Annotated in this window: 17 protein-coding genes; 11 read left to right on the forward strand and 6 right to left on the reverse strand. The window is 30.4% G+C overall.

The window, feature by feature from the left end; translation table 11 throughout:
- Positions 1-28 precede the first annotated feature (28 nt).
- Both V9L04_RS00095 and V9L04_RS00100 read left to right on the forward strand, forming a co-directional pair.
- Positions 29-1,468, forward strand: a complete 1,440-nt coding sequence (locus tag V9L04_RS00095; protein ID WP_338792017.1) for a DUF5982 domain-containing protein — start codon at positions 29-31, stop codon at positions 1,466-1,468.
- A 31-nt stretch (positions 1,469-1,499) separates the two neighbouring features.
- Positions 1,500-2,228 (forward strand): phosphatase PAP2 family protein, encoded by a 729-nt coding sequence (locus V9L04_RS00100; RefSeq protein WP_338792018.1) that lies wholly within the window; start codon positions 1,500-1,502, stop codon positions 2,226-2,228.
- A gap of 192 nt (positions 2,229-2,420) precedes the next feature.
- Here V9L04_RS00100 and V9L04_RS00105 read toward each other — a convergent pair whose 3' ends face one another.
- Positions 2,421-2,879: a peroxiredoxin gene (locus V9L04_RS00105; protein ID WP_338792019.1), complete on the reverse strand. Its 459-nt coding sequence runs from the start codon at positions 2,877-2,879 to the stop codon at positions 2,421-2,423.
- A gap of 420 nt (positions 2,880-3,299) precedes the next feature.
- On the opposite strand from V9L04_RS00105, the gene V9L04_RS00110 reads away from it, so the two are divergent.
- A complete protein-coding gene (locus V9L04_RS00110; protein ID WP_338792020.1) occupies positions 3,300-3,929 on the forward strand; it encodes a peroxiredoxin in 630 nt (209 codons plus the stop codon).
- Between the two features lie 165 nt (positions 3,930-4,094).
- Here V9L04_RS00110 and V9L04_RS00115 read toward each other — a convergent pair whose 3' ends face one another.
- Both V9L04_RS00115 and V9L04_RS00120 read right to left on the reverse strand, forming a co-directional pair.
- Positions 4,095-4,391, reverse strand: coding sequence for a hypothetical protein (locus tag V9L04_RS00115; RefSeq protein ID WP_338792021.1), 297 nt, complete (start codon positions 4,389-4,391; stop codon positions 4,095-4,097).
- A 99-nt stretch (positions 4,392-4,490) separates the two neighbouring features.
- Positions 4,491-5,213, reverse strand: coding sequence for a sigma-70 family RNA polymerase sigma factor (locus V9L04_RS00120; protein WP_338792022.1), 723 nt, complete (start codon positions 5,211-5,213; stop codon positions 4,491-4,493).
- A 336-nt stretch (positions 5,214-5,549) separates the two neighbouring features.
- Between V9L04_RS00120 and V9L04_RS00125 the strand changes: the two genes are divergently transcribed.
- A complete protein-coding gene (locus V9L04_RS00125) occupies positions 5,550-6,008 on the forward strand; it encodes a nucleoside deaminase (protein ID WP_338792023.1) in 459 nt (152 codons plus the stop codon).
- 307 nt (positions 6,009-6,315) lie between these two features.
- Here V9L04_RS00125 and V9L04_RS00130 read toward each other — a convergent pair whose 3' ends face one another.
- Both V9L04_RS00130 and V9L04_RS00135 read right to left on the reverse strand, forming a co-directional pair.
- Positions 6,316-7,200 (reverse strand): dienelactone hydrolase family protein, encoded by an 885-nt coding sequence (locus tag V9L04_RS00130; protein ID WP_338792024.1) that lies wholly within the window; start codon positions 7,198-7,200, stop codon positions 6,316-6,318.
- A 40-nt stretch (positions 7,201-7,240) separates the two neighbouring features.
- Positions 7,241-8,608 carry a hypothetical protein gene (locus V9L04_RS00135; protein WP_338792025.1) on the reverse strand — a complete coding sequence of 456 codons (1,368 nt, stop codon included), beginning with the start codon at positions 8,606-8,608 and terminating at the stop codon, positions 7,241-7,243.
- Between the two features lie 377 nt (positions 8,609-8,985).
- Here V9L04_RS00135 and V9L04_RS00140 point away from each other — a divergent pair, with 377 nt between their 5' ends.
- The 3 genes from V9L04_RS00140 to V9L04_RS00150 all read left to right on the forward strand — a co-directional run bounded on the left by V9L04_RS00140 (position 8,986) and on the right by V9L04_RS00150 (position 15,347).
- Complete coding sequence (locus V9L04_RS00140; protein WP_338792026.1) at positions 8,986-10,464, forward strand: hypothetical protein; 1,479 nt, start codon at positions 8,986-8,988, stop codon at positions 10,462-10,464.
- A 94-nt stretch (positions 10,465-10,558) separates the two neighbouring features.
- Entirely contained in the window at positions 10,559-11,080 is a 522-nt protein-coding gene (gene folK / locus V9L04_RS00145; RefSeq protein ID WP_338792027.1) for a 2-amino-4-hydroxy-6-hydroxymethyldihydropteridine diphosphokinase, read from the forward strand.
- Between the two features lie 313 nt (positions 11,081-11,393).
- Positions 11,394-15,347: a tail fiber domain-containing protein gene (locus V9L04_RS00150; protein WP_338792028.1), complete on the forward strand. Its 3,954-nt coding sequence runs from the start codon at positions 11,394-11,396 to the stop codon at positions 15,345-15,347.
- 109 nt (positions 15,348-15,456) lie between these two features.
- Here the strand turns inward: V9L04_RS00150 and V9L04_RS00155 are convergent, their stop codons facing one another.
- Entirely contained in the window at positions 15,457-18,861 is a 3,405-nt protein-coding gene (locus V9L04_RS00155; RefSeq protein ID WP_338792029.1) for a two-component regulator propeller domain-containing protein, read from the reverse strand.
- A gap of 294 nt (positions 18,862-19,155) precedes the next feature.
- Here V9L04_RS00155 and V9L04_RS00160 point away from each other — a divergent pair, with 294 nt between their 5' ends.
- From V9L04_RS00160 to V9L04_RS00175, 4 genes are all read left to right on the forward strand, one after another.
- Positions 19,156-19,785 (forward strand): LysE family translocator, encoded by a 630-nt coding sequence (locus V9L04_RS00160; RefSeq protein ID WP_338792030.1) that lies wholly within the window; start codon positions 19,156-19,158, stop codon positions 19,783-19,785.
- Between the two features lie 84 nt (positions 19,786-19,869).
- Positions 19,870-21,411, forward strand: coding sequence for a hypothetical protein (locus V9L04_RS00165; RefSeq protein ID WP_338792031.1), 1,542 nt, complete (start codon positions 19,870-19,872; stop codon positions 21,409-21,411).
- Between the two features lie 82 nt (positions 21,412-21,493).
- Positions 21,494-23,554 carry a tetratricopeptide repeat protein gene (locus V9L04_RS00170; protein ID WP_338792032.1) on the forward strand — a complete coding sequence of 687 codons (2,061 nt, stop codon included), beginning with the start codon at positions 21,494-21,496 and terminating at the stop codon, positions 23,552-23,554.
- 147 nt (positions 23,555-23,701) lie between these two features.
- On the forward strand, positions 23,702-24,226 hold the full coding sequence (locus V9L04_RS00175; RefSeq protein WP_338792033.1) for a YetF domain-containing protein: 525 nt from the start codon (positions 23,702-23,704) through the stop codon (positions 24,224-24,226).
- Positions 24,227-24,239 lie beyond the last annotated feature (13 nt).

Consider the following 24,239-nt stretch of genomic DNA (forward strand, 5'->3'; position numbering starts at 1 on the left):
TAAAAACCTACAAAACAAAGAATTAACCATGAAGCAAATAATCTTATTTTTAACTCTTTTATTTTCTACTTTATTTTTTCAAAATCAATTACAAGCACAAGACCAAGTTCAGAACACTAACTCAGAAATAGATAGTCTTTCATTTATCAAATCAAGAAAAATGTCTGATGAAGATTTAGAAAAAAAGAGAGAAGCAACTTTTGTTACAGGTTTGCCTGATTTCTCTTCCGACCCTGTTACAGGTTTTGGTTTTGGTATAAATAGCAATATATATTGGAATGGAAAGCGAGAAAATCCTCTTTTTGCCTATACACCTTATCTAGCCAAATTAAAAGCAAATGCAGCTTATTATACTTCTAATGCTAGAGAAATCTCTTTGTCATTAGATGTTCCTTATTATAAAGGCACACGTTGGAGATTCAAAATTGATGTAAAAGCACAACAAAACCCAACCAATTTATATTTTGGTTTGACAGAAAAAACATTGGGAAAGTTAAGTCTTCCATCCAATTCAACTGCAACTTTTGATACTTATAAAGCATTTGATGAAGCAAGACAAATAATTCGTTTATCTGATGAAACAGAAATGAATAACAATGAAATAATTTTTGTAACTGATGCACTTTCAAATCGATTCAAAGAAACTGAATACATGCTCAATTTAAAAGCAGATTATGCTATTGGAAACGGTAAATGGAGAGCAATGGGAGGTTATGAAATTCAGCATCTTAGTTATGCAACTTTTGAAGGACTAGAAACAGATGGAAGAGTACCAATAACAAGAGAAACCTTAGTTGTACCAAATGGTTCTTCGCTTCTAAGAAGAGATTTTCAAGAAGGTACAATTTCTGGAATAAAAGGTGGTTGGGTTTCAATTATTCAGTCAGCTCTTATTTATGATACAAGAGATTTTGAACCAGATCCCACAAAAGGAGTTTATTTTGAAGTAGCTAATGAATATTCAAGTAAATTAATCGGCTCACAGTTTGATTTTGATAAATTTTTCATTCAAGGACGGGCATTTCAAAAATTACCTGTCGGAAAAAGAACTGTTTTAGCAGGACGAATAGGAATAGGAAATATTTTTGGAAATAATGCACCTTTCTTTGAATATCAAGACCAATGGAGTCCAGATGGAAGTATAAATGCTTTAGGTGGTGGAAGTTCTTTACGAGGCTACAGACAAAATCGGTTTTTAGCTAGAGCAATGTGGTTTACAAATATAGAATTAAGAATTCGTTTGCTTGAAACAAAAATAGCTAAACAGCTTTTTGGATTTTCTTTAGCTCCTTTTGTAGATGCAGGAACAGTAAGGGATAAATGGCAAGATTTGAATTTTGAAAATATAAAAACTTCGTATGGTACAGGATTGAGAATTGCTTGGAATCAATCTACCATTCTATCACTTGATTATGGACGTTCAAAAGAGGATGCTTTACTTTATTTTGGAATAGGACAAATTTTTTAAACTTTATATCCAATAAAAACAATACGTAAAAATGAAACAAATACTAAAGGAATTTATACGAAAAATAAGAAGCATTTTATTAGGCATTTTCAATAAGGATAATCCCAACTTATCTTATATTATTACTGCTATAATAGCTTTTATTGTAGTTGTAGGTGGAATGAATGTCTTTATTGAGCTTACAGAACACATAAAGGAAGATGTATTAGCTAGTTATGACACACAAATTGCTGATTACATTATATCTTTTCGTACTCCTTTTCTGACCCGTTATTTTACCTTTGTAACTCATGTAGGCGACCGTAATGGTTATTTAATTGCCCTTGCTGTATTTGCCATAGTTAGTTATTTAGCTTTCAAAAAATGGCGATATGTTCTTCAAACAACAGGTGTTTTATTGATTGCATCAATTTCGAATATAATGCTTAAAAGATTTATAGATAGAGCAAGACCTAGTGCAGAACATCTAGTTACGGTAACTACTCTGAGTTATCCAAGTGGACATGCAATGAGTGCGATGGCTTTCTATGGTTTTTTGGTCTATTTGTGTTACAGATTCAAAATGAATAAATTTTTAAAAATTGGTATCATTACACTCTTTGTGCTACTCATTTTGAGTATCGGAATTAGCCGTATTTATTTAGGGGTTCATTTTCCCACAGATATAGCTGGAGGTTTTATTGCTGGATTAATTTGGGTAATTTTTTGTATTTTTATAATCAATCTCGTTGAGATATATAGAAAAAAAACTGTAGAATAATTTGAACTAGAGGACACAGTTCAGTATTAATTATGAAGTTGTTTAAGAATGCAAATTTTCCTTAGAATTGGGTTTGCAAACCCAATTCTAAGGAAAAATAACACAGCCTTTGTGGGTGTTTTAGCGTAGCGACACCAACAAATACTCGCACAAACTAATTCTTAAACAACTTCTATATAAAAATGGTGTTTTTTACTCAAATTTCTTTGTCAGATTTTCTACCACTTCTCTAATTTTGCTTTTGCCAGAAGTTAAGTCACTTTGAATATCCATAATTGTTTTATCTCCAGCCAAAACAAATGTATTTCGTTTAGGAATCGAAACAATAGGAAGTAAAGAATCATATAGTTTTGCAACTTTTCCTTTTGTGTCTGCTAAGAGTTCGAAAGGTAATTTATATTCTTCTTTAAAACGCAAATGTGTTTCAATATCATCTTTACTAATTCCGATAACTGTAACACCCAAATCTCTAAATGCCCCAAACTCATCTCTAAACGAACACGCCTGTTCAGTACAAACACTTGTAAAATCTTTTGGATAAAAATAAATAATACAAGGTTCGTTTCCTACCGAATCATAAAGAGTAAACTGTTCACCTGAAGTAGAATCTAAAGTAAAATTTGGTGCTTTTTCTCCGATTTTTAGTCCCATAAGTATATTTTTTAAATTGTAAATGAAAGTATTTAATTAATAGATTCTCAAACTGGTTTGATAGTGATTAGTTTGAAAACAAGTAAATTTTAATTTGTCTAAAAAATCAAAACTATTTTTAATATAGGAGGTTTTGATATTGAAGTTGTTTAATGAATAGAAAAATAATTTTTCAATAAAGAAAGTAGGGTTTGCAAATCCTGCTTTATGGAAAAACACACAGCTTTTGTTGGTGTTTTAGCGTAACGACACCAACAAATACACAAACCTATTCTTAAACAACTTCATAGAAAATTAAGTAAGTGAGTTATTTTAGAAATCGATTTTTTTTCTTAGCTCAAAGTGCTTAATTTTGCATCTTAGTTTTCACAAAGAATAATTAATATTAATTTTCTTACCATTTTAAACAGAATCTATACTATGAATTTAGTGAATCATCCTGCGCCTCGTTTTTCTGCTCCTGCTGTAATTGAAGGCGAAGAAATCATTAACGACTTTTCATTAGACCAATATATTGGCAAAAAAAATGTAATCCTTTTCTTTTATCCAAAAGATTTTACATTTGTTTGCCCAACTGAAATTTTAGCTTTTCAAGAAAAATTAGCTCTTTTTGAATCTAAAGATACAGCTATTGTAGGCTGTTCTACTGATACAGAAGAAACTCACCTTGCTTGGCTTATGACTCCAAAAAATAAAGGTGGAATTGAAGGTGTAACTTTCCCAATGGTAGCTGATACAGCTAAAACAATCGCTACAAATTATGGCGTTTTGGGTGGAGACTACACATATGACGATAGAAACAATCTTGTTTTTGAAGGCGCACCAATTTGTCTTCGTGGAACATATTTAATCAATAAAGAAGGAATTATCAAGCATATTTCTATTAATGATTTTCCTTTGGGTCGTAACATTGACGAATATATCCGTTTAGTAGATGCTCTTCGTTATGTTGAGAAACATGGTGAGGTTTGTCCTGCAAACTGGGAAGAAGGAAAAGAAGCAATGCACGAAACTAGAGAAAGTGTAGCTAATTATTTAGGTAAAAAGTAATTTTTGCTTTCTAATTACTCAAACTTAAAAAAACAGATAATCTAAAATAAAGATTATCTGTTTTTTTGTTCGCAACTTTGTAAAGTTTCTATTTCATAAAAAAACCTTTGCCTACCCACTAAGCAAAGGTTTTATTTTGTTTATGTTTTATATAAAAATGAAATTCTATTTTTTAGAATAATTCAATATATTACTTATTGTCTGATTTGATGGCTTGTGCCTTGTTTGGCAATCATCCATTTGTTTTTTCAGACTTACTATTTCATAGAAAAACTGATTTAGTTTTTCGTTAGATTGAAGTAACAACTCTACTTTTGAGTTTTCTAATGAGGAAGTCTCTTGATACACATAACGTACTACCATATTTTGAAGATACTGAAAATCAGTTTCTTTATCACTTGAGGCAGTTGTTGATGTAGAATTAATTAATGAGTTAATTTTAGATAGGATTGGATTTTTCATACGCTTTTTCGCTTATATAGATAGAATAACCTGTGTTTTTTTGAGTTGTTCTGATTCAAGCTCGTATTCAATCTTTTCAATCACTTATAATCTAACAAATTAATTAACTGATTTTCTGACATCATTATTGACATCATTGTTAATTCCTTCGCTTGCCTCCATAAGTTTTCTAAGATTGATAAGAGCATAACGCATTCTTCCTAGTGCAGTATTTATACTTACGTGTGTGGCATCTGCAATTTCTTGAAAGCTCATATTAAAATACTGACGCATAATCAATACTTCTCTTTGAGCATCAGGCAACTGACGCACATGTCTTTTCAAATTTTCACAAATCTCTTGCTCAATGTGAGCTTCTTCAGAAGATTTTTGAGTAAATTCAATTGTATTAAAAACTGTACTACCGTCTTCTACAGTAATGGTAGGATAACGTTTTTGCTTTCTAAAGTAATCTATTGCCAAGTTATGAGCAATACGTGAGAGCCAAGGTAAAAATTTTCCTTCCTCATTATATTTGCCCAAACGAATAGTATCTACTACCTTTATAAATGCTTCTTGCATCAAATCTTCAGCTATATAAATATCTTTTACAATTGTGATAAGAATAGTAAAAATTCTATTTTTATGACGATTCAACAGAACAGCAAAGGCGTTATCATCGCCTGATTTGTAAAGTGTAATAAGCTGACTATCATTAGCTTGCAATAAGTCTTCTAAAGAAAGAGAATTCTTGTTTCTCTTAGTAGTATTAAAATTAATTTGAGTCTCAGTCTTAGACTTTATAGACTTTTTTTCTTTGCGTAAGTTACTTTTAGTTTGCATCTTCTTAACGTGGCTTAGTAGTGGGTATTGCTTTAAAAAGAAGTACGAAGTGTACCGTGTCTGTAATAATTGATTGATATATACAAATATAACAACGTTTTATTAAAAATGAAAGTTACATAGAAAATTTTTATCCGTCATACAAAAACACGCCTATCATTAACAATGCCAATTTATATAAACAACAGCTTTGTATCGGCAAACAAATCAATATTTTCGACGAATGAACAAAAATCAACGATTAATTTTAATATAAATATAGATTTACAGGGCGTTATATTTGTTAAAATTATTCAAATAATACATTATAAATTACATAGGATAAATAAACAATAAATGAGTAATTTTTTAACACCTTTTCCACACGATTTTTTTATGAAAGAAGCTCTAAAAGAAGCTCAAAAAAGTTTTGAAGCTGGAGAGATTCCTGTGGGTGCTATCATTGTCCATAACCAAAAAATCATTGCTAGAGCGCATAACATGACTGAAAAACTACAAGATATAACTGCTCACGCCGAACTGATTGCTATTACTTCTGCTGCCAATACGCTAAATTTTAAGTATTTAACAGGTTGTAAGCTCTACGTAACCCTTGAGCCTTGTGTGATGTGTGCTGGCGCATTGGCTTGGTCACAGATTTCAGAAATTTATTATGGTGCAAATGACTTTCAACGAGGTTTTTCTATTCTTACACATTCAAATTTGTTTCCAAAAAAGATAAAAATAGAAAATGAAATTTTGGCGCAAGAATGTGAAGAGTTATTAAAAAAATTCTTTAAAAAATTGCGTAGCTAATGATTTATTTTGAAAAATAGTGTTTTAGAGGTAATTACATTGGTTTGCAGATAAAGCGAAAAAAGTAAAATTATGAGTTTTTCATTTTTTTTCATTTTTTTTTCTTTCCAACTTTTTGCCTAGAAAAAATCAAAAATAGGAGATAAAAAAAAGTCAATTTAAAAGCTGTATTCTACAATTTTTAAATTAACTCAAAATTTAACATTTATTTATTTAATATTTTTTAACTTTTAAAAAGTCTAAATTTTCAACATTCGTGCATTCAAATTTTCAAATAGTTGTTTTGTGAGCAAAAAATCAGAGTAAATCATTCAAACCGAGCTACCAAATTTGTCATTTCCAAAAAAGAAGTTGGCAATTCTTCAATATTATTTATCAAATTGGGATGCTTGGTATTGTAAGTATGGTCGGCTTCTTCTACTAAAATCAGTTTTGCATTTTGATTTTGGCTAGTGGTAGACTGACTCCATTCAAAAATATCTTGTGCATCTTGTGGTGTCACTGACATATCTTTAGCTCCGTGAAGAATAAGCTGTGGTGTATTTGCTGTATTGAGTTTTTGAGTTGCCTCCTTTACAGAATAGTTTACAGGATTTTTCTTAAAATCTTCGTGTAAAGATTCAAATAAGGGCATTTTCTGATTTGTACGTCCATTTTCGATGATTACTACTCCGTTCTTATGCCATTCTTTTTTATTTTTTTCATTAAAATAACGCTCCTCCAAATTACTAACTGCTGAAAGTGTAATTACTTTTTTGATGCGTTTGTCTTTAGAAGCATAAATAATAGCTGTACTTCCTCCTCTACTATGCCCAACAAGACGAATATCTTCTCTATTTCTTTTTGGTAAGTCTGAATTTTTATTATAAATAAAATTGATTGCTGTTGCTGTATCCGAAAGTTCTTTTGTAATTGTATTTTGTCCAAAGGCTTCCAAATCTTCAAAATCAAGAGGATTTTCGGTTGTCGTTCCATTATGAGAAAAATTGACTTTAAAAACTAAAAACCCTTTTTGTGTCCAAATTTGAGCCATTTGATTGAAAGCTCCCCAATCTTTAAAGCCTTTAAAACCATGTAGAAAAACAATAATAGGGGTTTGAGAATTTGTTCTTTGTTCTGGAAGATGATAATCTATAAGAATAGATTTCGCTGGTGCAAGTGGATTAGGTAGTTTTATTTCTATTTTTTTCATAGTTTAGAAATGGTAATTATGAAATTAACTGATAATAATTTTACTGGTTAGTAATTTTCAACTCTTTTACAAAAGAAAAATAATCAAAGGAAAATTTTGTAAAGTCTTTGTAATCAATTTTAGTTTTTTTGTCGGTAATAGTGGGATACATTTCTTCCCACGTTTCCAAAATAAAATCAATTCGTTTTATAACTAGATTCTTTTGTAAAATAATTTGGTTTTCTTTTTTTTCAGAAAAAGTATGGTTTGCTCCCAATGCTTCAAAATAATCTGGACAAATAATCTGAAAATAAAGATGTAAAAACTCTTTTGTCGGACGTGGTAATCCATAATTAAATAAACAATATCCAGCAATATATTCAAAAACAAAAGGAGTAAACTCTTGCTGTTCGTTCTTATCAAACCAAGAAGCAGCCTGCAACTGTTTTTCTATTATCTCCTTTATATCTTGTCCATAAGCAGGTTTTGAAATACCAAATGTAGCTTTAGTTTCATAAAAATTAGATACTAATTCTTTATCAGAGAGAGCGAGTAATTTTTCAAATTCTTTTATTGCATAATCATTGCGCTGAACAGGCAATCTATTTTGGTCATAAAAAACAACTTTATGAATGTCTTCTAATATAGCTGTGATTGTTCCTTCTGGAGTGAGTAAATAATCTATTCGATACAAGAGTGTCAATAACATGTATGAAATAGCAGAAGCAAGACGCTCAGTATTTAGTTTTTTTATTTCATCTAATGCTTCTTTTATCCATTTTTTCAAAAAACGAAGTTTTACTTGTTGATGTTCTTCTGATAAAAACTCAATATGCTTATCGTCAATAGATTCTAATTGATTTGTAAATTCATTTAATAATAAATCATCTTGTGCATCCGAACGAGTAGCAATTTCTCTAAGTCCATTATATAACTTACCTGCAAAACTATCTACTGTATTAGTTGTAAAACGAATCCAAATTACGCCATTTTCATCTAAAGAAAATCCACTGTACAAAAGGTTATAATTCATTTCCATTAATCGCCTTCCTAAAGCAACATGCAAATCACCTTTTACCTGAACGAGCTTTACTTCTCCTACAAACTCTTCCGAATTAGCAAAACCACGAACTATTTTTGAGCCTTGTTGTAACGTAAAATCTATTTTAAAATCTGCTACATTTCCATCTTTATTAATCTGAACTGTATCATAATTCAGATTGCTTTCGTTATCATCTAATAAGTAATTAAAAAATTCTAAATAGGCTTGCAAATAATTTTTTTCTTCGAAAAAACCTGTCGACCTTGCCCACGAATCATATTTTTCTAATGTTTTATGTGCGTCAGAATATCTACCGAATCGTATATCAATTCCGTCATTGGTGTCTGTCTGTCCGACAAAAGCAGTTATAATTTTTTTAAAAAGCATATATCTTTTTTGAATTGGTAAAAATGCAAGTTTTCGAAATTATGTATTCTTACTTTATAAATCAAATTACAACTTTACTACGATGTAGCCAATTGATTTAGAAAGTAAAACATAAGTTTTAAAATCAATTTAAGGAAAGAATCTCAAAAATAAGTGGTATTTTTTTGAAAATACTCTTTATTGTTTGTATTTTTAATAAAAAAAGAAGTCTTAGACTTTAAAGTGCTAGTAAAACCTTAACTTTGAATCTCATTTACTGATTTTACGTAAGTAACTCAAATTGTAGGTTATAACTATTTCAGTCTTCCTAGTCTGAATAAATAGGTCTTTTTTAATAGTATTCACTATAAAGACAAGCTATACTAATTATAAAATTTATGAAATTTTCATTCTATAAATCACTCTATAAAAAATATTCATTTCTATCATTATTCTTTTTAGGATTGATAGTTGGCTTTTTTAGATGTGTTCCTATTGAAGACCTTTCTCAGCCTCTTATTGGAGAATTTGCTCTAAATAATCAGTATAATGTATCAGATACAATTTTTTTGAATACTGTTTTGTCTGATAACTTTGGAATAGATACAGTAATAATTGATATAAAACCAGCAGAAAATCTTTCTCGTCCGTGGACAAATACTAAAAAAATAAATAATGTAGGAGCAAGAGTATTAGAATTAAAAGATTCTTCTATTATCGTTCCCTCTTCTTTTTCTTTGGGTAAATATGAACTTACAATTACAACCATTGATATTAGTGGATTAAAAAATACTATTTCAAGAGAATTTATTGTGGGTGCTGATGCTACAAAACCCACGTTTCCAGATGTTTTATTGCCTAATATTCAAGCTTTTGATGATGGTAGTTATCCTGCTTGTAGATTAGAAAAAGTTCCCTTAGGAGGTTTTATTACAGATAATGTTGGAATAAAGCTTATAACAGCACAGTTTGAGACAGGTACTAGAATTATTAATCGCACATTTTCTACCAATGATGTTGATTCAGTAAATTTAGCAACTGTTTTTGGTAATGAATTAGTATTTCTAGATGTACCTAATGACTCCATGCTTACTTTAATAATAACAGCAGAAGACTTTGAAAACAACGTTAGAAGTGTTAGTATTAATTTTACAATGAATTGCGATACTCAAAGTCCAATCATTGAAAAAATTAAAGTCAACCGTCCTTTTAATGAAATAGGTGAAATAGAAGTCATACAAGGACAAAAATTATTTATTACTGGTGGAATTGTAAGAGATAGCCTTGGAACATTAAAAGATGTATATGTCTATTTTAATAATGATCCAACTCCTTTAATTAGTGGTGAAAATATTAATAACCCAATTTTTAATCTTGTGGGAAATGATTCGGTTTTTGTTCCTATTCCATCGAATGCTCAAAATCAAGATACTTATACAATTAAAGTAGAAGCGACAGATGTTGCTGGCAATGCTCCAACAACAAGAGAATTTATTATTGATATTCTACCTAATGAAGCTCCTGATATAGAACTTGGTCTTAATTATATCAATGACGAGCCAAGTATTTTTAATAGCAATCCTAATAACCCACCCACTACACTATCAGCAGGAGCTACTATTCGTACAGAAACAAAAATAATAGAAGATGTAGCTTTGGATAGTTATAATGTTAGTTGGAAGAGAAACAATATAGAAATAGATGGAGTAAATTTAGATGCAGGTGATTTAGTCAATAGATTAGTAATTAGCATAAGTAATAATAGATTTCTTGTTGATCAGAATGATCGTATAGGAACTCGTTATACTTTAACTATATCTGCAACAGACACTTTTAACCAAACCACTCAGATAACATATTATTTTATTGTTGAGTAAAAAAGCAGTAATTTTAATTAGAACAAAGCGAGGATAATTCATAAAAAAAATTATCCTCGTTTTGATTTTATATTTATTTTTGAAAGAATAAGAAATGAAGCAAAAAACAGTTTTTCTAGTATTAGGAGGAAATCTAGGAGATAGAGAACAGAATATTTTAGAAGCAAAAAAAAATATTTCTTTACAGATTGGAAAGATTGAACTAGAATCAAGCATGTATCAAACAGCTGCTTGGGGCGTAGAAAATCAGCCTTCTTTTCTGAATCAAGTTATTCAAGTCTCTTCTCTATTGTCTCCACAAGAAATATTGATTCAGATTGATGAAATAGAAAAAAAATTAGGTAGAAAACGTTATCAAAAATGGTATGCCCGAACAATTGATATAGATATTCTCTATTATGAAAATCTAGTTTTAGAAGAAAAAGAAGACACTACAAAAGAGAAAAAAGACTTGAAAATCCCTCATCCATTTTTACACCAACGTCGTTTTACGCTTGTTCCGTTGGTAGAGATTGCACCTAATTTTGTGCATCCTGTTTTTGATAAAACGAATAAGCAGCTTTTGGAAGACTGTTTAGACACCTTGCCTGTGGAAAAATTTTTCATACTTACTTAAATAACACTAAGTAACTGAGCAAACTTATTTATATGCAAATGTAATCTATCTGACACCTCAAAGGTATCTTGAGAGTTTAAACTTCCACTCTGAACATTAGAAACAGCATTTTATCAAATTCACCAGTCTGGAAGACTGTTATACAAAATAACTGTGATAACCTTTACTATTTTTAAGCAATAGATATTTTCATAAACCTTTGTTTTAGTCTGTACGTTGTTGATTTAGTTGTAAAAATTTCAACTCTAAAGAAAAATTACTAAATTAGTTTACCATTATCTAAGAATCTAATCTTATAATTCTGAAAAACATTATGAAAACAATTTATTTACCTTCTCTATCTATTAATTTTTATAAAAGAATATATTTTATTTTATTAGTAGGTTTAGTAAGCCTTTTTAGTTTTACTACTTCACTTCAAGCTCAAACATCTACTCAACAGATTACTTATCAAGGGAAATTAGTTCAGGATGGAATTCCTTTTTCAGGTTCGGTTAGTATGGTTTTCGAATTAGTTAATCCTACAACAAATACAGTTGATTGGACAGAAACACAAACTATAAATGTACAAGACGGACTTTATTCTGTTGTTTTGGGTTCTCAGACTCCATTTACTAACAATTTTTTCTCACAACATCCTTCTTTGGGTTTGCGTGTTAGTGTCAATGGAAATGCACTTACTCCAGTTACTGTTTTGCATGCTGTTCCTTATGCTCATACTGCTAATTCAGTTTCTGATAATTCTATTACATCCCTCAAAATTGTCAATGGAACTATCCAAACAATTGATATAGCAAGTGGAGGAGCAAACAAAGTACTTGCAACTGATGCAACGGGTCAGGTAGTTTGGATTGATAGAACAGCTATCACTACAGAATCAGATCCAAAAGTAGGTTCACTTACTAATGAAACTGTTCCATTTTGGAATGGAACAACTTTAGTAGATGGTTCAATTACAGATGATGGCTCAAATGTAAATATATCTAATTCTACAAGTATAAACGAGTTACTTGTAAATGATTTATATTTAGGTGGTTTTAATGCAAACTCTCTCACTACAAATAGTGGTGGAGGTGTCACAAGTCCTTTTTCTGATAATGCTTTGGTAAGTGAACTAGCAATGACAGATTATATCGCATCACAACTTAGTGGTATTCCCACTTACACAGCTGGTGATGGTATTGATATTATAGGCAATCAAATATCAGCTAAATCTACAAATGGATTAACAACAACAGCACTTGGAATTTCTTTAGGAGGTACTTTATCAAATGCCACAACAATAGATGCTAATAGTAATAATGTCTCTTTAACAAATATCAACACATTATCGCTTTCGGGAACAACTGGTTCTAATGTAGCTATTATAGATGCAGCCTTTAGTATTACTGATGGAACAAACTCCTCTTTTTTTTCATCAGCAGCTCCTTCAAATCTATATACGACAAATGTGTATCTAAATGACATTGGGAGTAAATTTGATATTAGAGATCAAGTCTTGGGAACAAGTTTGTTTTCTATTGAAAAACTAAGCACTGAAACAAATCTTACAGTAGATAATATAAATGCCTTTGATATAAATGCAGATGGAGATATAGAACTTGATGCCGATGGAAACGTAGAAATCGATGCAGATGGAGATATACAAATGCAGTCAGCAGGTGGAAATATAGAAATAGGAGATAATACCTCTTTTGATTCTGAATTATTATTAAATGGGTGGCTCAATTTACCTAATTCTGCTCCTTCTTTTCCACTAGCAAACAAATTATATTCTGATGGCTCAGGAAACTTACGTTGGGGTCTTTCTTTTATCAATACAAGTTCTAGTCCATTGATTTTTGAAAGTGGTATTACTAATGCTCTAAATACCGTTAGATTGGGAGGAGCATTGACACAAAATACTCAAATAACAACAGCTCCTACTTTCAATTTAGAAGTCAATGGAACAGGTCGTTTTGTCGCTAATGTAGGAGGAGATGTTTCTGTAGGAACAGATAGAGATGAAACAAGTGTAGTTAGTAACTATTTATATGCAACAAACCAAAATACTACAAATGATGCTGAAGTAAATGTAGTAGCTAATACACAAGGTACTGGTACAAGTATAGTTACATTATCTACTGTAACACAAGGAGGTTCAGAAGAAGGATATTTGAGACTAGAAACCAACGGTTCAGGAGCATCAAAAGCAGAATTTTATGATGTAGATGATATTACTCAAGTTAATGATGGCAGAACTAATATTACTATCAACAGTAGAAGCAATACAGAAACATCTTCTATAACACTACAAAGGTCAAGAGGAGATTTAACAAACCCAACAACTATAGCAGCAGGAGATATATTAGGTAACATAAATTTTGATGGCTTTGAGGGATCAGGTTTTTCAAATGCTGGAGGAATATCAATGACTGCAACATCTGCACCCCTTGGTTCTGGCATTCCTTCTACATTATCGTTTCACACAGGTAATCCAACTAATGGATCAGTAGAGGAAAAAATGACTATTAATTCTAGAGGAATAATAGGAATAAAAAAAGATATTATAGTAAGTGCTTTTGCAAGCAATAATGACTTTGGAAGACTTTATGTAAAAGAGTCTGACGGAGATTTGTATTATATTCCACCTTCTATTGGTACACCTTCTCCTATTAATTTATCCTCTGCTGTTAATGTTAATTATATAGATGGAGTAGAAATAAATGGTTCTAATGAAGTTCGTTTAGGAGGAAGATTATCTAATAATGTTGTTATCGATGGAGCTACATCTATATCAGGTACAGGAGGTGCTTTTAATTATAATAACTTTGATTTTAATATAAATCAAATAAAAAATCTTAATCTTGGTTCTACAGATAAAACTATTTTAGAATCCAGAATAGCTTATTTTTCTCCCTCAACATTCAGATTAGCCAACTTAGAACTTACAGCATTAGACCAAACTTTTAAATTCAATACTCAAATTCAAACAGAACCTGCACCTACAACTCGTTTTAGTATAAACCCAGATAATGTAATTATATCTGATGCAAATCTGAAAGTTACAGATTCAGGCTTTCCTTTTGACATTCTTTCTTTAGATAAAAATTTAGGTGGAATATTTAATTTTACATTAAATTTAGCTTCTACACCAAACCCTTCTGGTGGTGAAATTTCAATGACAGCAGGAGAATCAACAGATCCAAGTGGACAAGGAGGAAACATGAATTTGTCAGGTGGAAATGGTACTACTAAAGGAAACGTAAATATTCAATTGAGTGGTGGAAATACTTCAATAGGAGGTAATAATTCAAATACTACTATTAATGGAAATATGTTTGTAGGCAACCCCACAGGAGCGAGTGCTAAATTACATGTTAGACCAATAAGCTCAGATGGCTTATTAGGAGCTATAAGTGCTATCAGCAATAATACTAACTCTACTCCTGTTGTTAAGACAATATCTTCAGGAGGACATATTGGATCTGCTATAGAAGCTATAGGAACGCAGGGCAAAGTAGCTAATTTTTACAGACAGGATGGAGGTCCTTCTAATCCTAACTTACCTGTATTTACAGTAGAAGAAAAAGATTTAACAGCTACTGGAACAGTATTACAAGTAATAGGAAAAAATGAAACTGACACTCTACTTTCTTTGCATAATAGAAATTCAAATACAGATGCTTTAGTTATTTTGGCTAAAAATAGTGGAAACACTAACATATTTGAATTGAGAGATAATGGAACTGCATTTTTATCAGGTGGCACTCTCATAACAAGTGACCGTCGTTATAAAAAACAAATCAATACACTAGATAATTCTCTGTCAAATATTCTTTCTCTTCGTGGAACAAATTATTATTGGAAAGACAAAAGCAAAGATGACCAATTACAGTTTGGTGTTATTGCACAAGAAATAGAAGACGTATTTCCTAATTTGGTTCATACAAATAATGAAGGTTATAAATCTGTAAATTATATAGGTCTTGTACCTGTTTTAATAGAAGCAACAAAAGAACAGCAAACTATAATAGATAAACAAAAAGAGGAAATTGAAACACAAAAAATAGAACTTGAAAATCTCAAAAAGCAGATTACAGAACTAAAAACCATTGTTGCAAGTCTTCAAGAAAACCAAAATGCTCAAGAAAATACTGATTCTGTTTTGACTAAAAAAGTGGAAGCATTGGAAAAACAACTTACTAGTTTGGTAGAATCTTTAGGAATAAAAGAAGACAATACTACACTCAATACTACATCAATAGCTTCTTTAGAAGAAGAATAGCTTTAATAATTAATTCTTAGAAAAATAAAATTACTTAGTAAAAAAACTATTCAATTATATATATTGTATAATTGAATAGTTTTTTTTATAGCTTACTAAAACTGACTTTTTATACCCGAATACCCATAATTGCAATATCATCACGTTGCTTGGTATCTCCTTGGTGTACAAGTAACATATCTGTAAGTTCTTGTTTTTGTTTTTGAGCTGGTAGAGAAGCAATATTTTTTAATACTTCTTGTAGTTGCAAACTACCAATTTTTTTACCTTTACTGTTAGGCTGATCAGCATATCCATCCGAAGTTAGATAAATCATATCTCCACTTTCAAGCTGAATTTCTGTTGTGGTAAATACTTTTTCATCTTTGTCTCTTTTTCTTCCTCCAATAGATTTTCTATCTCCTTTTATCTCTTTAAAAACGCCATCTTTTTTGGTAATATAAAGAGGTCGTTTTGCACCTGAAAACCATACTTGATGAGTCTTTAAATTAATTTTACAGAAACAAATATCCATTCCATCTGTATTTCTGTTGTCTTGTTGGGAAAGTGATGTTCTTATTTTCGTATTTAATAACTCAAGAGTTTCGCAAGGTTTTAAAGTTCTGTTTTGCTGTACCATATCACTCAAAAGTGAACTACCAATCATAGACATGAATGCTCCTGGAACTCCATGTCCTGTACAATCTGCCACAGCAACATAGACAATATCACCCAAATTTTTGAACCAATAAAAATCTCCAGAAACAATATCTAAAGGTTCATAAACTGTAAATACTTCAGGCAAATGTTCTTTTAAATCAGTTTCAGTAGGTAAAATAGCTTTTTGAATGGTTTCAGCATAGCGCAAACTATCTGTCATATTCTTGTTCTTTTCTTGAAGTTCTTTTGTACGTTCTGCTACTTGTGTTTCTAAGTAAAGCTGTTGATTTTTACTTCTTCTAATTTTGGCAATATAAAAAGTAGAAATAATACCCACAATCATAAAAACACCCAATATTCTAAACCAAAGACGCTCCCAAACAGGCGTAGAAACATTGATATAAAGCGCAATTCCTTCTTCACTCCATACTTCATCCGAATTAGAAGCCTTTACTCTAAAAACATAATTACCATAAGGTAGAGTTGGATAATTTACAAATCTACGTCCTGAATTTACATACGTCCATTCTTCATCAAGTCCTTCCATTTTGTAAGCATACATATTCTTTTTTGGGTCAGAAAAATGAAGAGCTGCAAACTCTAAAGAAAAACCTGTTTTTTCATAATCTAAAGTAAGGCTATCGGCTGTCAAGATATAACTATCTAATGGGTTTTCTACTCTAGTGATAAAGTCTATAAAAGGAAGTGATTTAGAAAAAATTTCTATTTCCGTAAAAACAAGTTGTGGAGGTAATGGATCATCTTTTATTTCTGTTGGAAAGAAAGCATTGTATCCATCTTTTCCTCCAAAAAACAACTCTCCTTTTTCGCTTTCATAATATGAACCTGCTAAAAAATCTTGCCCTTGTAAACCATTTGTTTCATCATACGATTTTGCTGTTAGTGTTTTTAAAGAAAAACGAGAAATTCCTTTATTTGTAGAAAGCCAAAGATTTTTATCTTCTCCTAAAATAACCGAATAAATCATATCAGTAGGCAAACCATCTTTTCTTGAAAAATAGCTCAAAGAATCTTGTTTTGGATAATAACGAATCAAACCTTTACTAGAGCTAAACCAGACACTATTTTCACCTACTTCTTCGATAGCACTCACCCAAACTTTAAGATCCTTTCGTTTGTCTAAAATAATTTTTTCTGTTGCAATATCATATAAATACGCTCCTGTAGGCGTTCCTACCCAAATGGTGTTTTTATCTGTTGATTTTACTGAAAGCATAATTTCATTATCTGTCAGATTAGGCTCTCCTTCTATTTTCACTTCAAAATCATTAAGAGAACGATTATATTTACACAAATCGCCTTCAAAAGTAAGTACCCAAATTTCACCTTTTTTGTCTGTAAATAATTTTGAAATTCTGCTTGAAGGTAACCCTTCCCAATGTTTTTTGTATTGAACAATTGTCAGATTTCCATTTTTATATGAAAAACGACCTACTCCTCTATCTCTTGTGCTACACCAAGTTGTTCCATACAAATCCTGTGTAATCCCTGTTACATCATCGCTTGGCATTCCATGAGAATAACGAGAATATTGCGTAAACCAACCATTTGCAATATTGGGATTATATCTAAAAATACCTGCTTTTTTTGTTCCTATCCACGTTTTTCCTTCATCATCTTTATAAAAACAAGTTATATTATTATCCTGAATTCCATTTTTACGAAGGTCATTTACTGAGCGATATAATCTAAATTTAATTTTTTCAGGGTCATATTTATTTAATCCTCCTTGTGACGTTCCAAACCAAAAAACACCTGTACGGTCTTGAAACAAAACTTTTATTCCTGTATTATCACTCAAACTAAACGGATTATAAACATCTTTTTGAAAACGAAGAAAACCTGACTTCTCATTCAAATATTTATTCAAACCTTGTGAAGCAGTTCCTACCCAAAGATTTCCACTTTTGTCTATCAAAAGACCTGTAATATGATTATCACTTATAGAATTTTCATCATTAGATTTATGAACAAAAGATGTAAATGATTTATCATTTTTTTGCTCTTGAGTTGCTTGCTGATTAGTCAAATTATCTAAATGAAGAGCTTGTAATCCTTTTTTTGTACCTATCCAAATGACATTTGCTGTTGCATCTATTGCTAATGAAGTAATATGGTTGTCTAAAAGACCATCCTTTAATTCAAAATGTTTTACTTGTTCATTGGTCTGGGCTAATGCAACTCTATATAGACCTAATGAATCTGAACCTACCCACATTGTTCCTTTTGTATCTTGAGCAATAGCTGAAATAGGTAAATCTTTCAAAATAGATAATTTCTGATTGTTGGAAGCAAAATGCACCCATTCATTTTTCTTATCTTGATAAAAACTGAGTCCTTCTTGACTTCCTACCCAAATATTGTCTTTATTATCCTTAAATAAACTATTAATTTGTGTATGTGGAATAGCTCCAGTTTCGCCAAACTGAACTTGTATGAAGGCATTTTTATTTCGAATCCATTTACTAATTCCTTTTTCTGTTCCTATCCAAATATCCCCATTTTTATCTTCACAAAGTGCCGTGATAGAATTATCTACTAAAGAAGTTGAATCATTAGGAAGGTGTTTGTAGTCTATCAATGAATAACCATCATACCTATGCAAACCATCAGGAGTTCCTATCCACAAAAACCCTTGCTTATCTTGGATAACTGCTGTTATGGTATTCTGAGAAAGCCCTTCTGCCGTCGTAATCGCTGAAAAACGAACGCCTTGAGCATGAGAAAAAGAAAAATAAAATGTAGAGAAATAAACTACTAAAAGTAGTTGAAGTAAAAAGGCAGACGAGTAACCAAATAAATTATTAAAATAAAATAATCTGCTGTTCTTTTTTTGAAGGGAAAAAAAGTGCATAAATTTGCAAAAAATTAGTAGTTTCTAGGATAGAATAATATAGGATAATAGTGACCTAAAAATACGCAAATTCTATAAAGTAAAAAAATATAATTTCAATTTGGAGTCAAAACTGAGTAAACTCTTCAAAAATAAGTACAACAAAATTATTTAATTGTAAATTTGTAGAAAGGAGAAGTATTTATAGGGTTGTTATATTATAAATTTTATCCTTGATAAAAATACTTATGTCGTTTTTGGTATTACCACCAACAACAATATGAAAAAAAATTTATAACACTATAAAAAACAAACATGGAATTAGGAGTAATACTATCATTTATTGGTGCATCAATAATTTTAACATTGATGCCAGGACCTGATAATTTATTTGTACTAACAGAAAGTTTAACAAAAGGACAAAAAGATGGAATTGCCATATCTCTTGGACTTTCATTAGGTGTACTTATACATACTTTGGCAGCAGCCACAGGTTTATCAATTATTATTCAAAAATCGGCTCTTGCATTTTCTATAATCAAATATTTAGGTGCTGCATATCTATTTTATTTAGCTTTTAAGGCTTTTAAAGAGAAAAAAACTGACTTAGATTTAAAATCAACTAGTCATATTGAAAAAACTAAAATTTTTCCTCTTGTAAAAAAAGGATTTTTAATGAACGTTCTAAACCCAAAAGTTTCTTTATTTTTTATTGCTTTTCTACCTCAATTTATAAGTCCAAATGGATATAATATAACGCTACAGATGATTATACTTGGACTTATATTTATGTCACAAGCTTTTTTAATTTTTGGAACAATTGCCATTTTAGCAAGTAAATTGACTAAATATCTAAATAATCCAAAATTTTGGAAAATCACAAAATGGAGTAAAATAAGTGTATTGTCAATTTTAGGCTTAGTATTAGTTTTTTCTAGAAAGTAATTATCTTATCTTAAGCAATACCAATGAAATTATATAATTTTAGGCTATAATTTCAAAACGTAATTTTTAATTCGTAATTAATACATGGATAATCTTCGTTCTATTTTAGATACTTTTTCGGAAGAGGAAAAAAAAGCTCTTCATGCTTTCGTACAGCGTCAAAAAATCCGTAAAAATAGAAAAGACCTTCAGCTTTTAGAACTTTTGCAAGAAGAAACTATCTATAATGGAAAAGAATTATTGATACGTCTTTATCCAAAAACCAAGAATAAAGTGGCTTATCATGCTCTTCGTAGAAGATTAATGCAGCATTTTATAGATTTTATTACGCTTTCAAGAAGTACAGACCAGACGATTGAAGGAACAGATATTATGGGAATAATTTCACTTTCTCATTATCTTTTTGAAGTAAATTTAGAAAATATTGCTTGGAAATACCTCAAAAAAGCTCAAAACCAAGCTCAACAAAACGAACAATATCATCTTCTCAACTCAATTTATAATCTTGCTCTTGCCAATACAGATAATGAGTTTTCACCTCCCTTTGAAGAACTTTTAGAGCTACGCAATCAAAATAAAATCTTGGCAGAACAAGAAGAACGAGCGCACATTGCCAACTGCATCTTAAAAAATCAACTTGCAGAAGCAAAACGAGAAGGAAAAGTATTAGATTTTGATAAAATGATGAATCAGATTTTAGAAGAATGGGATTTGACAAAAGCAGTAAGCGAACGCCCTAGAATTCGTTTTAATTTACTTTCCATTGCTAGAAATGCCGTAGTGGCTAAAAAGGATTATTATAATTTTGAGTTTTTTTTGCGTGCAAATTATGATGAGTTATTAAAAGATATGATGATTTCTGAAAAAAATCAGTCTTACAATCAATACTACAGACTTTCATTACTTTACATGTTGGCTCACGTTTTATATCGCAACAAAAAATTTAAAGAATCGCTATCTTACCTTGAGGAATTTAAAAGTATTTTAGATTCTTCTACCAAAAATTCAAAAAGCTATAAAACTTCTTTTTATTCAAAATTTATTCTTCTTACGGCTGCTAATCTTGCCTTTACAGAACAACGAGAAAAAGCCATTCAGTTATTAGAAAATTTACTCAAAAAAAATAAATCTATTCTTTCTACAAATGATATTTTGAATACGCATCTTAATCTAGTGTTTTATCATTTTCAAAAAAGTAATTTCAAACAAGCTCACAAAGTTTTATTAGACTTTGGTCATTCTGATACTTGGGTAGAGAAAAAAATGGGTAAAGAATGGGTAGTCAGAAAATGGCTCATTGAATCGGTTTTACAGTTCGAACTCAAAAACGATGATATTGCAAGAAAAATTATCTCAAAAATAAAACAAAAATATGCTTCTCTTTTAGGACAATCCAATTATCAAAACAGCAGACCTTTTTTAAATCTTTTGGAAGAATATATGCGTTATCCACAGCGAGTTACACACCCTGATTTTTCAGAAAAAGTTGATAAAGTAATTACTTTTGCAGAAAGTAGTCAGCAAGAAGATTTACAAGAAATGGCTTTCTATGCGTGGCTCAAATCCAAAATGGAAAGACGAGAATATTATGAAACGCTTTTAGAAATAGCAAACAAGAGAAACTAAGATTTTACTACATAATTTGGAAATAGAAAGAAATCTATGTTTATTTAAAGTAGAATAAAATATGCTACTCTATTATTAAAAGATGTATTTACAAAAACTATATATAGTCCTATTATTTGTCTTTTTTCCTTTTACTTTATTTGCCAATACAGCAGATAGTTTGCTTACTGTTTATAAAAGTATTAGCAAGCAAGAAAAAGGAAATTGGTTAAATACTCTTTTAGAATCTGAAATATCGTCAGAGGACAAAAGAAAAGTTTTGAATTTTGTATTACAGAATGACACAAATGATAAACTACTAGAAGCAAGACTACATGCAGCATTTGGATTCTTAGAAGAGCAAGAAGGAAATTCTATTGAAGCCATAGAAGCCTACGAAAAAGCTTTATTTATTCAAAAGGAAGTAAATAAAATCACTTTAGATACTCTTGCCAATCACTGGAAAACTTCTTTAGCTGGCATTTTTTATACCATTGGAGATGATCAAAAGGCATATAGCCTTTTTATGGAAGTATTAAAAAATGCTGAGAAAAATAATAAAAAAGAACTTATAGCTGATGTTAGTAAACAAATTGGAGATGTACATCGAAATCTAAAAAATGAAGACAAAGCTATCGAATACTATCAAAGAGCTTTAAAACTATACCAAGAACTGGGTATAAAACGAGGAGAAGCAGCTTCAACCAATAGTTTAGGAATTCTTTATTCTGATCAAAAAAAACCTCAAAAGGCATTAGAGTTTTATCGCCGAACATTACAACTTTGTAAAGAAATAAATTTTGAACGAGGTATTGCTTTTACTCTCAATAATATTGGTTACGAACTCTTTGTTCTTTCCAATTATGATTCGGCTTACCATTATTACGAACAAGCACTTCAACTCAAAGAAAAGTTAGAAAATCCGTCTAGCATGTCAGCTACATTAGTAAATATGGGACAGGCTCGTTTAGCCCAAAAAGAATATAATGAAGCAAAAATATTGTTTGAAAAAAGTTTAGAACTAGCTATCCAAACAAGCAATAGCTCTGTAGAATTAGAAAATTATGAATTTCTGACACAACTCTATCAAAAAACAGAACAGCCTGCTGAAGCCTTAGAAAATCTTCAAAAATATGTAAAGCTCAAAGAAACTCTTTTTGAAGAGAGTAAATTAGAAAAAATTAATGAACTAGAAGCTCGTTTTCAAGTAGGAAAAAAAGAACAGCAAATTGAGTTTTTGCAGCAACAATCTGAATGGGAAGAAGGAAAAACCTATTTACTTGGTGGAGTAACTTTTTTAGTCTTGCTAATTCTTGTAATGACACTCAAACGAATTAAAGGTAACCAAAAGGCAAATCAGATTTTGTCACAGAAAAATAATGAGATTACCTCTGCCAATCAAAAAGTAAAAGAAAGTATTAACTATGCAAAACATATTCAAGATGCTATTCAAGTAAATGAAACTCAACTTTTTCAATACTTTCCCACTCATTTTATTCTCAATCGTCCTAAAGATATTGTAGGTGGAGACTGTCTTTGGTTTGCTCAAAAAGAAAGCACTTTTTACATAGCTTTAGCTGACTGTACAGGACATGGCGTTTCGGGTGCTTTCATGACAATTCTCTGTAATTCTTTACTCAATGATATTTTTACGCATCATAATTCATCTGAAAAAGAATTAAATCCAGCAGAAATGTTAGAAAAATTAGATGATTTGTTGCAAGCACATTTACATCAAAAACAAACACAAATAAAGGATGGAATGGACATCGCTATTCTCAAAATAATTCTGAAAGAAAATCAGCTTGTCTATGCAGGAGCAAAAATTCCTTTGTATTATCGCTTTCCAAATCAAAATTTAAATTGTATAAAAGCCACAAGAAGACCTATTGGAGAACAACAGTTTAGACACAAACGAACAAACTTTGAAAATACTTTTTTAGAACTAAAAAAAGGAATGCGTATTTATTTGACTTCTGATGGTTATCAAGATCAATTTGGAGGAAAAGAGAACAAGAAATTTCTGAGAAAGAATTTTGAAAAACTCATTTCTACTGATGCTCCTCTTTCTATTCAAGAAAGCGAAGTAATTGAGAAATTAGAAAATTGGAAAGGTAATGAATCTCAAACAGATGATATTATGGTGGTGGGAATAGAGTTTTAAAATCATTTAAATAGCAACAATGAAAAATATTTGTCAACAATCTTCTATTGATAAATGTTAATTATGATAATCACTAAAAAACTGATTTTATAAAAGGAAATCAGTTTTTTTTTGTTCAATCAAAAATACATAAACCTATACAATCAAATGGAAAATATCTTTTTTACAAATTGGGAAAATATAGCTAGAGTTTCTATCATGACTTTTTTAGCTTATTTATCAATGGTTTTTTTACTACGCATTTCTGGTAAACGAACGCTCTCAAAAATGAATGCTTTTGATTTTGTTGTTACAGTAGCTATGGGTTCTATACTTGCCACTATTTCCCTGAACAATAAAATTGCGATTGCAGAAGGAATTATGTGTTTTTCTATTCTTATAGTTATGCAATATATAATTACTTGGCTTTCAGTTCGATTCAAATTTATCAAAAAACTAGTGGCTAGTAAACCTGTTTTACTACTTTATAAAGGAGAATTATACGAACAGGTTTTGAAGAAAGAAAGAATTGCTATTGATGAAATTTATTTTGCTGCAAGAAAAGAAGGAATGGATAGTTTAGAAGAAATTGATGCTATGATTTTGGAGACAACAGGAGATATAAGTGTAATGAAAAAAGTAAGTAGTAAAGAAGCAGAAACAATGAAAGATGTAGAAATGAATAATTTTTAGGTATTAACTTTAC

Origin of the sequence: Bernardetia sp. MNP-M8, from assembly GCF_037126285.1 — a bacterium.
Classification (GTDB): domain Bacteria; phylum Bacteroidota; class Bacteroidia; order Cytophagales; family Bernardetiaceae; genus Bernardetia.